Origin of the sequence: Rhodococcus sp. BE178 (assembly GCF_050433545.1) — a bacterium.
GTDB lineage: Bacteria > Actinomycetota > Actinomycetes > Mycobacteriales > Mycobacteriaceae > Prescottella.
Genome location: NZ_JBNPXA010000005.1, coordinates 1 through 13,142, shown reverse-complemented (window position 1 = coordinate 13,142; position 13,142 = coordinate 1). Strand labels below are relative to the sequence as shown.

12 protein-coding genes and 1 pseudogene are annotated in these 13,142 nt (G+C 67.7%); 9 read left to right on the top strand and 4 right to left on the bottom strand.

Annotated features, from left to right (window positions below; translation table 11 throughout):
* Positions 1–8: 8 nt before the first annotated feature.
* The 5 genes and pseudogenes from J2X34_RS11125 (at position 9) to J2X34_RS11105 (ending at position 5,218) form a co-directional block, all read left to right on the top strand.
* Complete coding sequence (locus J2X34_RS11125) at positions 9–383, top strand: hypothetical protein (protein WP_429517215.1); 375 nt, start codon at positions 9–11, stop codon at positions 381–383.
* 79 nt (positions 384–462) lie between these two features.
* A complete protein-coding gene (locus tag J2X34_RS11120) occupies positions 463–1,344 on the top strand; it encodes an AraC family transcriptional regulator (protein ID WP_114724532.1) in 882 nt (293 codons plus the stop codon).
* A 143-nt stretch (positions 1,345–1,487) separates the two neighbouring features.
* Positions 1,488–2,540 (top strand): annotated as a pseudogene (locus J2X34_RS11115) (maleylacetate reductase); the annotation flags it as partial.
* Between the two features lie 39 nt (positions 2,541–2,579).
* On the top strand, positions 2,580–3,416 hold the full coding sequence (locus J2X34_RS11110; protein WP_429517570.1) for a dioxygenase: 837 nt from the start codon (positions 2,580–2,582) through the stop codon (positions 3,414–3,416).
* Between the two features lie 38 nt (positions 3,417–3,454).
* Positions 3,455–5,218 carry an FAD-dependent oxidoreductase gene (locus J2X34_RS11105; protein ID WP_429517212.1) on the top strand — a complete coding sequence of 588 codons (1,764 nt, stop codon included), beginning with the start codon at positions 3,455–3,457 and terminating at the stop codon, positions 5,216–5,218.
* Positions 5,219–5,924: 706 nt separating this feature from the next.
* On the opposite strand, the gene J2X34_RS11100 is transcribed toward J2X34_RS11105, so the two are convergent.
* The 3 genes from J2X34_RS11100 to J2X34_RS11090 all read right to left on the bottom strand — a co-directional run bounded on the left by J2X34_RS11100 (position 5,925) and on the right by J2X34_RS11090 (position 7,953).
* The gene (locus tag J2X34_RS11100; protein ID WP_114724535.1) at positions 5,925–6,332 is read right to left on the bottom strand and encodes a DNA-binding protein; all 408 of its coding nucleotides are present in this window, start codon (positions 6,330–6,332) and stop codon (positions 5,925–5,927) included.
* Between the two features lie 98 nt (positions 6,333–6,430).
* Positions 6,431–6,853, bottom strand: coding sequence for a hypothetical protein (locus J2X34_RS11095; RefSeq protein ID WP_114724536.1), 423 nt, complete (start codon positions 6,851–6,853; stop codon positions 6,431–6,433).
* Between the two features lie 146 nt (positions 6,854–6,999).
* The gene (locus tag J2X34_RS11090; protein WP_429517210.1) at positions 7,000–7,953 is read right to left on the bottom strand and encodes a helix-turn-helix transcriptional regulator; all 954 of its coding nucleotides are present in this window, start codon (positions 7,951–7,953) and stop codon (positions 7,000–7,002) included.
* A gap of 110 nt (positions 7,954–8,063) precedes the next feature.
* Between J2X34_RS11090 and J2X34_RS11085 the strand changes: the two genes are divergently transcribed.
* The 4 genes from J2X34_RS11085 (at position 8,064) to J2X34_RS11070 (ending at position 11,639) form a co-directional block, all read left to right on the top strand.
* A complete protein-coding gene (locus tag J2X34_RS11085) occupies positions 8,064–8,486 on the top strand; it encodes a VOC family protein (protein WP_114724538.1) in 423 nt (140 codons plus the stop codon).
* Positions 8,487–8,540: 54 nt separating this feature from the next.
* On the top strand, positions 8,541–9,002 hold the full coding sequence (locus J2X34_RS11080; RefSeq protein WP_429517207.1) for a hypothetical protein: 462 nt from the start codon (positions 8,541–8,543) through the stop codon (positions 9,000–9,002).
* A 70-nt stretch (positions 9,003–9,072) separates the two neighbouring features.
* On the top strand, positions 9,073–9,834 hold the full coding sequence (locus J2X34_RS11075) for an ABC transporter permease (RefSeq protein ID WP_114724540.1): 762 nt from the start codon (positions 9,073–9,075) through the stop codon (positions 9,832–9,834).
* Positions 9,835–9,923: 89 nt separating this feature from the next.
* The gene (locus J2X34_RS11070) at positions 9,924–11,639 is read left to right on the top strand and encodes an alkaline phosphatase D family protein (RefSeq protein WP_114724541.1); all 1,716 of its coding nucleotides are present in this window, start codon (positions 9,924–9,926) and stop codon (positions 11,637–11,639) included.
* A 64-nt stretch (positions 11,640–11,703) separates the two neighbouring features.
* Here J2X34_RS11070 and J2X34_RS11065 read toward each other — a convergent pair whose 3' ends face one another.
* On the bottom strand, positions 11,704–13,023 hold the full coding sequence (locus J2X34_RS11065) for a DUF222 domain-containing protein (RefSeq protein WP_429517202.1): 1,320 nt from the start codon (positions 13,021–13,023) through the stop codon (positions 11,704–11,706).
* Positions 13,024–13,142 lie beyond the last annotated feature (119 nt).

Below are 13,142 nucleotides of genomic sequence, written 5' to 3'. Positions count from 1 at the left end.
GGGTGTCGATGCTCGTCGTTCACTCGATGCGGTTCGCCACGACCAGGTCCAGGAATCGCTGGTTCCTCAGCCACCATCACTCCGACGATACGGTCGACTACCCGAACCTCCGGACCGGGACGTGCAGCCGGAAGTGTTGGTGCCCCGAATCCCCGACGCCCGGTACCGCCGCCTCGACCCGCAAGCTGCTCGAGGCGTATGCCACCGACATCAATGATCGGATGCGCGACAACGCCAAGCAGGATTTGCGGGAGATCTTCGATGTTGCGGACATCGAGCCACCGACCGGTCTGGGTGACGAGAAGGCACGGACCGACTTCACCGGCAACCTCGTCGTGGGCGAGGATCTGATGCATTTCGGGATCGGGAAGCCACGCGGGTAGCTCGCTACCATGGTGCGATCGCAGTGAGATCGCCCCGGTCGTGTGCGTGCCCGGACGGTGGCGGCGGGAAGGAGCCGGCATGGTCGAGCTGGGACTCGACGACACCGTAGGAATCCTCCGGCAGCCATGGGTGCATCCACGCCGGACCAGCGCGGGTCGTGGATGGTCCGGTGCGTATGTCTCCACCCAGGCGGAACGGCCCTACCGGGGTGCATTCGACGGGGCGCGTTCGCACCTGCTGATCCTGCATCTCGGTGGACCCGTCGACGTCGTCCGCGGGCGTGGTGGTGCCGCCCAGCGGACGACGGTGCCGGCCGGGGGCTTCTTCGTCCATCCGGCCGGCCAGGAGTTGACCGTCGAACTCGGTGCGGACCTCGACACCATTCACGCGAACCTGGATGCCGCGTTGCTCGAGGAGGCCGCGGACGGGCGACCGGTCGAGTTGGAACCGCATATCGGCGTCCACGATCCGATGCTCGAGCAACTGGTGCGGTCGATGGACGCCACACTGCGTGACTGGCACCCGTCCGCACGGACGTACGCCGACCATCTGGTGACGATGCTCGCCGTGCACCTGGTGCACCGGTACGGCGCCGGACGATGCCGGGCCGCGGCGGATGGGCCGGCGGCAGGCGGCAGATCGACCCGTAGCAGTGTCTCTGCTGTCATCGATTTGATGAAACATCGCCTGGCGGAGCCCATTCCGTTGTCCGAGCTAGCCGGTGCCGTTGCGCTGAGCACCAGCCAGCTCACCCGGCAGTTCAAGGCTGCGACGGGGATGACACCCCACCGGTACCTGGTGCGGCTGCGGGTGGAGCAGGCAGCACGGGAGCTGCGGACGGGGGACCACCCGATCGCCCAGATCGCGGTCGACTGCGGGTTCTCGCACCAGGAACACCTGACCCGCACGATGCGGGCTCAGTTGGGCACCACGCCCGCGCAGGTTCGCCGCGCGGGCTGAGCCGGCCTTTCTCGGGTTCGGCATGCACGTTTCGTGCCTGCCGATGCGCGGATCGTGCAGGACGACTCGGCCGCCGGGCGTCCATCATCGACATCGGTGTGTGACTTACGCAACGTGTGACGTGGAATGTGAGAGCGGCGAATATGAAAACCTTCACCTACAACGCACAGCCGTCGCGAGTGGTGTTCGGAAGCGGTACGAGCCGAACCGTCGCTGACGAGGTTCTGCGGCTGGGGCGCAGCCGAGTGCTGCTGCTCACCGGCCATGATGTGGCCGAGCCGGCCACCGAAGTCGCTCGGGCACTCGGCGATCTGCTCGTCGCCCGTTTCGACGGGGCCGCGATGCACACCCCCACACAGGTCACCGAGGAGGCCCTGGCCTCGGCCCGCGCCCACGACGTCGACTGCGTCGTGTCGGTGGGCGGCGGATCCACGACGGGTCTGTCGAAGGCACTCGCGGTGCGGGCCGGCTACGACCAGGTGATCATCCCCACCACCTATGCCGGGTCCGAGGTCACACCGGTGCTCGGCGAGACCGAGAACGGCGTGAAGACGACCCGGTCGTCGGCGGACATCCTGCCGGAGACGGTGATCTACGACGTGGATCTCACCGTCGGTCTGCCCCCAGCGATCACGTTGACCAGCGCGATCAACGCGATGGCGCACGCGGTAGAGGCACTGTACGCGCCGGAGGCCAATCCGGTGACCGATCAGCTCGCCCTCGAGGCGATTCGCGGGATCACGCAGGGCCTGCCGAAGGTGATGGCAGATCCGCCGGACCTCGATGGCCGTGGTGAGCTGTTGCAGGCGGCCTGGCTGTCGGGTAGCTGCCTGGCCGCGGTCGGAATGGGGGTGCATCACAAGCTCTGTCATGCACTCGGCGGCGGTTTCGATCTGCCGCACTCGCAGATGCACACGGTGATCCTTCCGTACGCGATGGCGTACAACGCGCCCGCCGCGCAGGACGTGATGCGCCGGATCGCCCAGGTGATGCGGGTGCCGGACGCCGCCGCCGGCGTCCACGACCTCGTCGCGAGCCTGGGCGGGCCGACGTCGTTGGCGGAACTCGGGTTCACCGTCGACGACATTCCGAAGGCAGCGGCTCTGGCGACGGCCCGGCCGTACCCGAATCCGCGTTCGGTCACTGTCGACGGCATTTCCGCGTTGCTGGCAGGTGCGGTGGCGGGATCCCGGCCCGGCGGCGGAAACGCCTTCCCCCGTGCCGAACTCGACCGCATGTCCCGCGCGGTGGTCGCCAGTTTCGCCGGCACCGAGGATCCGCGCTTGCACACCCTCATGACCGACCTTGTCCGTCGTGCGCACGATTTCGTCACGAGCAACGACCTCACGACCGCCGAATGGGAATTCGCGATCGACTTCCTCACGCGTACCGGGCAGGTCTGCTCCGATGTGCGCCAGGAGTTCATTCTGTTGTCGGACACGTTGGGGATCTCGACGATGGTCGACATCCTCACCAATTCACGTGTCCGGGAGCAGACACCGTCGGCGGTACTCGGCCCGTTCTACGTCGAGGGTCCGCCAGCCGTGCGATCCGGAGCGGATCTTGCGGAGGGGCTTCCAGGAGTCCCGATGTGGGTGGACGTGGCCGTCACCGACCCGGACGGCACCCCGCTCCCGGATGCGATCGTCGATGTCTGGCAGTCCAACGAGGACGGCTTCTACGACGTGCAGCTGCCCGATCTCGACGGTCCGGTCCTGCGCGGTCAGTTCCGAACCGATGCCGATGGGCGGCTGCGGTTCTGGACGATCCTCCCGTGCGAGTACCCCATTCCCGACGACGGCCCGGTGGGGCAGATGCTCGATGCAGTCGGCCGGCACCCGTTCCGGGCCCCGCACGTGCACTTCATGATCAGCGCTCCCGGGCACCGCCGCCTGATCACCCAGCTCTTCCCGTCCGACGGCGCCTACCTCACCTCCGATTCGGTATTCGGGGTGAAGCACAACCTGATCGTCGACATGCCCGAACATCGGGGCCCCACCCCGGATGGCCGCGTGGTCGACGGGGCATGGCGCCGACTCGATTTCACCTTCCGCATAGCCCCCGACGCGTGACTGCGCTCCCCGTCGGATCACTACTTCCGGAGACAGACATGACCAACGACAAGACCTACGACACCGACGTTCTCGTGATCGGTAGCGGGCCGGCAGGTGGTTCGGCGGCACTGTTGCTCGCCACCTACGGTGTCGACACGATGCTGGTGAACAAGTACGGCTGGGTAGCGAACACGCCGCGTGCACACATCACCAACCAGCGCACCCTCGAGGTCCTGCGCGATCTCGGTGTGGAAGCGGAGGCGCTCGCGCAGGGCACTCCGCAGGACATGATGGGTGACACGGTGCTGTGCACGTCGCTCGCCGGCGAGGAGATCGGCCGGATCAGCACTTGGGGCGCCGGTGAGGCACATCTGTCGGAGTACTCGTCGGCCAGCCCGTGCCCGATGATCGACCTGCCGCAGACCTACATGGAGCCGATCCTGGTGACCAATGCGGCCGAGCGGGGCGCCAAGTGTCGGTTCGACACCGAATTCGTGTCCCTTGAACAGGACTCGGACGGCGTCACCGCGACGCTGCGTGACCGCTTGCGAGGTGACGAATATACGGTCCGTGCAAAGTATCTCATCGGTGCCGACGGTGCCAGGAGTGTAGTTGCCGAGCAGATCGGGCTGCCGATCGCGGGTCGTAGCGGTGTCGGTGGGTCGATGAACATCTGTTTCACCGCGGATCTGTCCCGTTACTGCGAGCACCGTCCCAGTGTCCTGTACTGGGCGATGCGCCCGGGTGCGCACATGGGCGGTATCGGTATGGGTCTGATCCGCATGGTGCGGCCGTGGAACGAGTGGCTGCTCACGTGGGGCTACGACATCGAGGGTGAGCCGCCGACGCTTGACGAGGACGAGGCCCGCCGTATCGTCCTGGACCTGCTCGGCGACGACAGCATCGACGTGCAGATCGACTCTACGTCGCTGTGGACGGTGAACCACAGCTATGCCACCGAGTACTCCCGGGGTCGCGTCTTCTGCGCAGGCGATGCCGTCCACCGTCATCCGCCGTCGAACGGGCTCGGCTCCAATACCTCGATCCAGGACTCGTTCAACCTGGCGTGGAAGTTGGCGGCGGTGATCAGGGGCGACGCCGGGCCCGCGCTGCTCGAAAGTTACAGCGCCGAACGTGCCCCGGTCGGTAAGCAGATCGTCGACCGGGCCAACCTCAGCCGCGACCAGTTCGGCCCGATCTTCGAGGCACTGGGCATCTCCGGGGGCAGCGACGAGGACGGCATCGAGACGGGACTCGCGATGTGTCGCGCCGAGACAGCGGAGGGGGCGGCGCGGCGGCGCGCGCTGATCGACGCGATCGAGCTGAAGAACTACGAGTTCAATGCGCACGGTGTCGAGCTCAACCAGCGGTACGCCTCGTCCGCGACGGTGCCCGACAGCAGCGCCGAAGAGGAATGGGTCCGGGACCGAGAACTGTTCGCCAAGCCGACCACTCGGCCCGGAGCCAAGTTGCCGCACGCATGGCTGGTCGACGGGGACGGGCTGCGCCGTTCGACCCTCGACGTCGTCGGGCGCGGACAGTTCTCCGTTGTCACCGGCCTGTCCGGTGGGGTGTGGGAGCGGGCCGCGGCCGCCGCGGCCGAGAAGCTCGACATCCCCATCCGGTCGGTCCGGATCGACACCCCTGGTCTGCGGGATGCGTACGGCCGGTGGGCGCGGCTGCGGGAGATCGCCGAGGACGGTGTGCTGCTGGTGCGTCCCGACGGGTACGTCGCGTGGCGTCGGAACACTTCGCCGAACGACGAAGCGACGGCCACCGCGGAGCTGACCGTGGCCCTCACCGCGGTACTCGACCGGTAGTCGGACCGACGGGAGTGGAAACCTCTCGGCTGCTCCGCTACGCATGCAGTGGCACCGAGAACGGCGACTGAGACGAAGCACCAGCTTTACGGGAGCAAAGGCGAAGACAATGTGTGGCCGTGAACCGGCCGACTCTGCGTCGATGTGCCCGAGGACCAGGTCGACGAGGCGCGTTCTGCATGGACTCGGCCGCGCGCGGGGACGTGCGTAACTTCCCGGCGTCCGATTCGGTCGATTCGGTGGATTCGTGGCTCGCCGCGAACGGCGATGCGCCGGGGCACTGCGTCGACTGGTGCTCGAGCAGCACGACCATCTGGCGCGCGATCTGCGGGTTCGGGGGGCCTCTTGTTAACGCTGTATGTCGCCGCTTTTACGCCTGGCTCACATCGCGTTTCTTTTCTGTAAGGCATTGCGGAATCTGGGGATTAGCACTTGGAACACGGTCGTCCGGTCCGTTAGACATGCAGTGGCGCCGACAACGGCGATACAAGAGAAGCAGCGCTTCAATGGAATAAGGGGTATCAAATGGGTTCTTCCACAGCGGATCTCGGTAAGGTCGCAGCCGGCGCGACGCTGATCTCGACGGTCATCGGCCTGGTCGCCGGTGTCGCCGGTGTCGCTGCATTGTTCGTCTGAACAACGCGGCACCAGCGCACCTCGGGCCCGAAGTCGTTCGTCGACTTCGGGCTCGAGCCTTGTTCGGGGGTCAGGTGCGCTTGACCAGCCTGTCGTATCGCTGCCGTGCCGCCTGTGTGCTCCCCAGTCCCAGGCCGAAAGCGATTTCTTGCCAGGTCATTCCACGTTGCCGCGCGATGTCCAGGAGCAGTGCCTCCAATTGGTCCATCTCGGCGCGGGCCTTCGGGATCAGCCCGAGTGCCGCGGTGACGTCGGCGTCGTCGATCTCCGGCTCTCCGGGGTCCGGGGTGTGGACGCCACCGGCGATCGCGGCCACGATGCGGATCGCGCCCAGCGGATCGAGCATCTCGGGGTGGGACTGCCGCGCCCGCTGCTCGGGCGTGGTGCCGTGCCGTTCGGCGATGCGGAACAGGCCGGCGTACTCGCGGTGGGCCCGCTCGCGGCTCGGGTTGGGCGGGGTGAAGGGATCTGAGGTCATACTTCGAGCGTCCGCCCCGTCCCCACCTGTTGTCAACGAATTATTGACAATAAAGTGTTCACAAGCGTCCGGTGGGTGCGATCGGGCGGCGCCGTCACCTACGGAACGTAGAAGGTTGCGAGGCCCGGGGTGGTCGTTCCGCCCACCGTGGATACGACGGTCACGGCGACCTGCCCGGTGCCGGTCTGCAGGGTCGCTGCGGGCGGGAATCCGTGGAGGCCGTCCGACAGCCGGGCGGAGCCGAACGCCCCGGTCGACAGGTTCAGCCAGTGCACGTCGGCCGAGAGCAGGCATCCCCACCGCCCGTCCTTGCCGCCGGTGATCGTCAACGTGCCGGGCTGTTCGCCGACCACGGTCGCACAGCGGATCGGGGGCACGTCGAAACTGCCGTTCGGGTTCCCGAACGGCGCCGGATCGATCTGGAACGGGACGGTCACCGCCGCGGAGGCCACGGCGACCGGCGCCAGGACCGAACCGGCCGCGACGGCCGAGCAGACGGCCAGTCGGCGAACGAGATTCATCACGGGGACCTCCTACAGTCGGGTGATCGGGCGTGGTCCCCATCCTGCACCCGGAGCGCGGTCGCTGCAGGGGGATCCTCGAGTTGGCAGGCCAGACGTTCGGTCACGACGACGGTGGGGTGCCTGTCCGTGGCGCCGTGCAATCACTAGCCGGACTCTGCAGCGTGCGCGTAACGCCTTGCGAGGGTGGCGAACGCAGCGGTCAGTTCGGGTGGACCGACGACGTCGATGTCGGCATCGAACCGGCCGATCGCCGCGGCCAGCGATTCCCACGACCAGGCACCGGCGACGAGTCGGCAACGTCCGCCGCCGAGATCCTCGACCGTGTCGGTGTCGACATACGGCACGATCTCTGTGGCGGGTATCCCGAGGATCACCTCGCCGGTGCAGGGCCACTGGTCGGGTCCGGGCGACCCCTTGAATCTCGCGGCGACGTAGGCCCTCACGTCGCCGGCCGGTAGCTCGCGGCGGGTGAATCCGGGCCCGGTCGGGACACGGGGATGGACCCGGTCCGCGCGGAAGATCCGCCAATCGTCCTTGTCGAGGTCCCAACCCACGAGGTACCAACGCCCTGCCGCCGCCACAAGGTGGTGAGGTTCGAGCCGACGCCGCTCGAAATAACCTGCGCGAGTGGAATATTCGAATCGCAGAACATCCTGCGCGGCGACTGCTGTGCTGAGGGAGACGAGTACGGCGGGGTCGACGTCCGCCGGCGCGCGCAACGCGATGATCGGCAGCGAATCGAGTCGATGCCGTAGCCGCGACGGCATAACCTGACGCACCGTGGACAGCGCCCGCTCCGCAGCATCGGCGACCCCGGCTCCGCTCGCCGCCACCGTCTGCAAGGCCATCGCGATGGCCACTGCCTGTTCGTCGTCGAACAGCATCGGCGGCAGCTCCGATCCGGCCTCCAACCGATACCCACCGTCCGGACCCTTGAGTGCAACGATCCGGTACCCCATCGCCCGCAGGCGATCGACGTCCCGCCGCACTGTCCGCGAACTGACCTCGAGCCGTTCGGCGAGAACCTGGCCCGGCCAGTCTCTGCGTGTCTGCAACATCGACAACAGCAGCAGCGAGCGCGAGGTGGCCGTCGACATGTCTCGAAAGTACCCGAAGTAGCGGACAGGAACTGACCGCTTCTACTGGGAGCGTTGCTGACACCACCGGTCGAGAACCGGTGGCCGACCCGCTCTCGAGGAGAAACAACATGCCCGTCAACGTCACCCCCCACCTGAACTTCCGTGGCGACGCCCGCGAAGCGCTCGAGTTCTACCGATCGGTGTTCGGCGGAGAACTGGCCGTCATCACCTACGCCGACGCGCAGAACGTTACCGACCCGGCCGAATCGGATCAGGTGATGTGGGGACAGGTTCTCTCCGACAACGGCTTCCGCATCATGGCCTACGACGTGCCCTCTCACACCAGGTGGGAGCCCGGCACGATCCCGTTCTTCGTCTCGATCCGTGGCACCGACGCCGAGGAGATCTCGGCCTACTGGAAGAAGCTTGCCGACGGGGCGACGATCCTGGCTCCACTGGCACCCGCACAGTGGGCTCCCCTCTACGGAATGCTCGTCGACAGCTACGGCGTCACCTGGGTTCTCGACGTCGAAGCCCAATGGAACGCCTGACGCGGCGAAACCGGCGTCCCACGGCGGGGGACCGGGGTTTGGTTGACTTGGAGCATGAACGACGTACCCGAGAAGATCGAGGTGCGGGGCACGGTGCTGGACCGCATCGGCCTCGCGGCGGAGTTCGTCTGCTGGGCTGCCGATCTGCCCGGTGACGAACCGCGAACGGTCAGCATCGTCATCGAACCGGCGGGGCCTCCTACCGATCAGGCCGTCGACTCCGCGGCGCAGGCCATCGCCGGTTTCGACGTGCTGGCTGCCGCTGCGTCGCGCTATCTCGTCGCCGAGCTCGCCGATCCGGTGTGGGAACTCGACACGGAGGACCGTGCGCGGCTCGACGGGCCGGAGGCGCCGTTCGGCCTGCCCGAGGCAATCATCTGGTCGGACGGATCATGGATGATCCGTTTCGCCGAATGCGGCCTCGCGATAGGCGAGGAGTTCGGGATCGGCGTGCGCTTCACCGGGACGGCACCGGTCGGAATCGAGGATCTGTCCGGGTCAGCCGAGGTCCTGTGACCGCTCGGGCCGACCAGGATCGCGCGGCCGGCATTCCGCTGAGCGCCGTCTTGGTGGGAAGGTGACAACCGTGAGTACCGCGCTGGCGAACCCCGGCCTCGCGCTCGTCGTGCTGTGCGGGGTCATGGTCACGATGGCGGCCGTGGTGTACCGGTTCGCCGGTCTGGGCAATCCGCTGACGGCTCCGCGGGCCGCGGTCCGGGGTGCGCTTCAGCTCGTCGCCGTCTCCCTGATCCTGGCCGCGGCGCTGGCACACCTGTGGTCGTCGTTGCTCGTGCTCGCCGTGATGTTCGTGGCCGCCGCGGTGACGGCGGCCCGGCGTGCGCGGGCGGGGTGGTCGGCGGTGTGGTTGTCGGTGGCTCTCGCCGCGGGTGTCGGCCTGGTGGTTCCGCTGATGCTCGTCAGCGGGGTCGTGCCGCTCCAGGGCGTCGCGTTGGTGCCGATCGGGGGCATCGTGCTCGGTAACGCGATGACCGCGACGGCACTCGCCGCCAAACGCGGCCTGGACGCGATCGACCAGCGATGGGGCGAGGTCGAAGCCGGGCTGAGCCTGGGGTTCAGTGTGCGGGACGCCCGCATGGAGGTGGTCGGTCCGGCGGCGTCCGACGCCCTGCTGCCGGGGCTGGATCAGACCCGCACGGTGGGTCTGGTGACACTGCCGGGGGCGTTCGTAGGTGTCCTGTTGGCGAGCGGTTCCGCGGTCCAGGCCGGCGCCGTGCAGATCCTCGTCCTCGTCGGCCTGCTCCTCGCACAGACGTGTGCGGTGGCGGTCGCGATCGAGCTGGTTGCCCGCGGGGTGGTCCACCGCCCCGGAGCCCGGCAGGTGTTCTGACGGGGCGACCGCGGCGAACAGTAGGTGAACACTCGGAGATTCGGCCGATCTGAGTTGAACATCCGTCCGAATTTCGTTGTGATCCTGTCGTGTTCGAGAATCGGGCGCCCGAGGGCGACAAGAGCGACATTCGGAGCGGTGTGAGCCGACGCGGTCTGCTGCGCGGCTCGGCGGTGCTGGCAGGTGCCGGGCTGACCGTCGCGGCGGCGGGACGCGCCGCCGCCGGGGTCCCGGCGTCGGGACCGGCGGGACCTGCGGGATTCGTGCACGGCGTGGCGTCGGGCGATCCGCTGCCCGACGGCGTCATCATCTGGACCCGCGTCACGCCGTCGGCGGCAGCGCAGCCCGGTTCGGGTGTGGGCGAGACGGTTTCGGTGACCTGGGAGGTCGCGACCGACAGCGGCTTCGGGGCCGTCGTACGTAGCGGGACCGTCACGGCCGACCCCCGGAGCGACCACACCGTGAAGGTCGACGTCGCCGGGTTGCGGCCGGGCACCACGTACTTCTATCGGTTCACCGCGGCCGGGCAGGTCTCGCCGGTGGGACGGACCCGTACCGCGCCGGCGACCGACGCCGACCTCGACCGCCTGCGGTTCGGTGTGGTGTCGTGCTCCAACTGGGAAGCCGGATATTTCGCGTCGTACCGCCTGCTCGCCGAGCGGGACGACCTCGACGCGATCCTGCACCTGGGCGACTACATCTACGAGTACGGGCGCGGCGAGTACGGCGCCAGGAACGGCTCGGTCCGCCTGCACGATCCGGCACACGAGATCGTCTCGCTCGCCGACTACCGGATCAGGCACGCGCAGTACAAGACCGATCCGGATCTGATGGCCCTGCATGCCAAGGTCCCGTTCATCGCGACGTGGGACGATCACGAGTCCGCCGACAATGCGTACGACGGCGGCGCCGAGAACCACGATCCCGCCACCGAGGGAGACTGGGGTGCCCGGAAGGCCGCGTCCACGCAGGCCTACTTCGAGTGGATGCCGGTGCGGACCAACGGAACCGATGCGGCGCTGTACCGACGATTCCGGTTCGGCGCGTTGGCCGAGCTCTCCATGCTCGATCTGCGGACCTACCGCGACGAGCAGGCGTCCTCCGGTGCGGGGTGGCGCCAGACCGACTCCCCCGACCGCACCATCACCGGCCGCGCCCAGATGGACTGGCTCACCGGCGGTATCGTCACCTCGCCCACCCGCTGGAAGCTGGTCGGCAATCCGGTGATGATCGCGCCGTGCGCGTTTCCGCCGCTCGACACCCGCACCACTGCGGCCGTCACCGAGATGATCGGCCTGCCCGACGCCGGCATCCCGTTCAACACGGACCAGTGGGACGGCTACACCGCCGACCGGCGTCGTCTGTTCGACGCGATCACCGCGAACAACGTCCGTAACACGGTGTTCCTGACCGGCGACATCCACACGTCGTGGGCATGCGACCTGCCGGTGGATGCCGCGAACTACCCGGCCGCCGGCACGGTCGGCACCGAGTTCGTGGTGCCGTCGGTGACGTCACCGAACATCGACGATTCGCTGCAGGTTCCGCCGCGCACTGCGACCGTCCCGGTCGAGGAGGCGTTCAAGGCCTTCAACCGGCACGTCCGGTACGTCGAGCTCGACTCCCACGGCTACGGCGTGTTCGAGGTGAACAAGGCTGGGGCGCAAATGGACTGGTTCTACGTCAACGATCCCACCGATCCGCGCGGCACTGCGCGGCACGGGGTGAGCTACCGCGTCGCGGACGGCTCGCAGCAGGCGCATCCCGTCGGCACGCCCCTCGACCCCGCCGCATACCGTCCATAGCCTGCGCGGGAATGGCGCAGCGTTGTACTTGCCCGCGCCTGCTCTCGACGGGTGATGCGGAGAATCAGGCGGCGAGCGGCCCGGCCCGGTTGTGTGCGGGGATGGGCTTCTTGTAGGGGTCGACCGAACTCGGTGGGGTGAACCACGGGTGGCGGTCGGTGCCGATCTCGACTTCCCAGTGCGAGTGGTGGAGTAGTCGGTGGTGGTAGCGGCACAGGAGTACGAGGTTGTCGAGGTCGGTGGGTCCGCCGTCGGCCCAGTGTTCTATATGGTGGCCTTCGCAGTGGGCGGGTGGTTCTCCGCAGCTGGGGAAGGCGCAGCCGTTGTCGCGTGCGGCGAGGGCTCGGCGTTGTTTCTTCGACACGGTGCGGGTGGTGCGGCCGAGGTCGAGTGGTACCCCGTCGTCCATGACGACGGGGGTGAGGGTGCAGTCGCAGGCGATGCGGCGGGCGGTTGCGATGGTGAGCGGCCCCATCCACGGCATCCAGGCGACGTCCTTGTCTCCCAACATGTCCGCGTGATCGGCGGGCGTGCTGCTGCCTGTGTCGGCGTGGTCGTCAGTGTTCGGCTCGGTGCGGGCGAGGTCGCGGGCGTTCACGTGTAGTGACAGGTGCGGGCGTTCGCCGCCTTCGACAGGGGCGTCGCCGGAGTTGAGGTAGTGGCGCAGGATCTCGGTGAATGCTTCGGCGCGTCGTTGTCCGGGGGTGCGCATGCCGGCGGGGTCGTCGACCGGGTTCCTCGGTTTGGTGAGGGCCGACAGTGCGGTGAGGAGCATTTCGCCTGTGCCCGAGTCGAAGTCGCCTTTGACGGCGACGCGCCCGTTGAGGGTTTTGGAGGCGTGGAGTTCGTTGCGGTCGGTGTCTTCGCTGGCGGGCAGTTCGTCGGATTCGAAGATTCGCTCGAGTTTCGCGATGGCCCCACGGACGGTGTCGGTGGTGGCTGTGGGTCCGGTGGCGCAGTCCAGCAGCACGTTGCGGCACGAATCGAGGGCTTCGTCGGGCATGCCGCGGGGCGGGCGCTCGCAGAATCTGGCGATCAACCCGGCGTGGTCGGCGGAGATGCGGCCTCCTTCGAAGGCGTCGGCGATCTCGGGTTGGCGGCGGAGGGCTTTACCGAGGGCGAGGATCCGGGCGGCGGCGGGTACTTCGAGGAGGGTCGTCGATGCGAGCCAGAGCTTGACGCTGCGGAAGCCGATCGCGTCGAACGAGACTGCGCGCTCGTCTATTTCGGCGACAGCGGCGACGCGGAGTGTTTCGAGGCGTTCGATCTCGCGGGAAATGTCGACCGCGGCGGCGAGGAGCTCGGATTCGGGGAGCGCGCGCACGTCGTCGGCGTGCAGCGGTAAGGCTGCTGCGCCTGGTTCGATGATTCCCCCCGGATTCATGCTGCAAGTTTAGTTCGAACTGATGTGGGTCTCCTCAGGTTTGTGTGGGTAGTTTCGGGTCGATTCCGCCGAGCATGAGATAGATCATCGAGGTCAGTGATCGTGCGGTGTGGTGTCCG

Coding starts and splice junctions, on each gene's coding strand:
- J2X34_RS11125 (WP_429517215.1), top strand. CDS start 9: ATGCTCGTCGTTCACTCGATGCGGTTCGCCACGACCAGGTCCAGGAAT.
- J2X34_RS11120 (WP_114724532.1), top strand. CDS start 463: ATGGTCGAGCTGGGACTCGACGACACCGTAGGAATCCTCCGGCAGCCA.
- J2X34_RS11110 (WP_429517570.1), top strand. CDS start 2,580: ATGTCCCGCGCGGTGGTCGCCAGTTTCGCCGGCACCGAGGATCCGCGC.
- J2X34_RS11105 (WP_429517212.1), top strand. CDS start 3,455: ATGACCAACGACAAGACCTACGACACCGACGTTCTCGTGATCGGTAGC.
- J2X34_RS11100 (WP_114724535.1), bottom strand. CDS start 6,332: ATGACCTCAGATCCCTTCACCCCGCCCAACCCGAGCCGCGAGCGGGCC.
- J2X34_RS11095 (WP_114724536.1), bottom strand. CDS start 6,853: ATGAATCTCGTTCGCCGACTGGCCGTCTGCTCGGCCGTCGCGGCCGGT.
- J2X34_RS11090 (WP_429517210.1), bottom strand. CDS start 7,953: ATGTCGACGGCCACCTCGCGCTCGCTGCTGCTGTTGTCGATGTTGCAG.
- J2X34_RS11085 (WP_114724538.1), top strand. CDS start 8,064: ATGCCCGTCAACGTCACCCCCCACCTGAACTTCCGTGGCGACGCCCGC.
- J2X34_RS11080 (WP_429517207.1), top strand. CDS start 8,541: ATGAACGACGTACCCGAGAAGATCGAGGTGCGGGGCACGGTGCTGGAC.
- J2X34_RS11065 (WP_429517202.1), bottom strand. CDS start 13,023: ATGAATCCGGGGGGAATCATCGAACCAGGCGCAGCAGCCTTACCGCTG.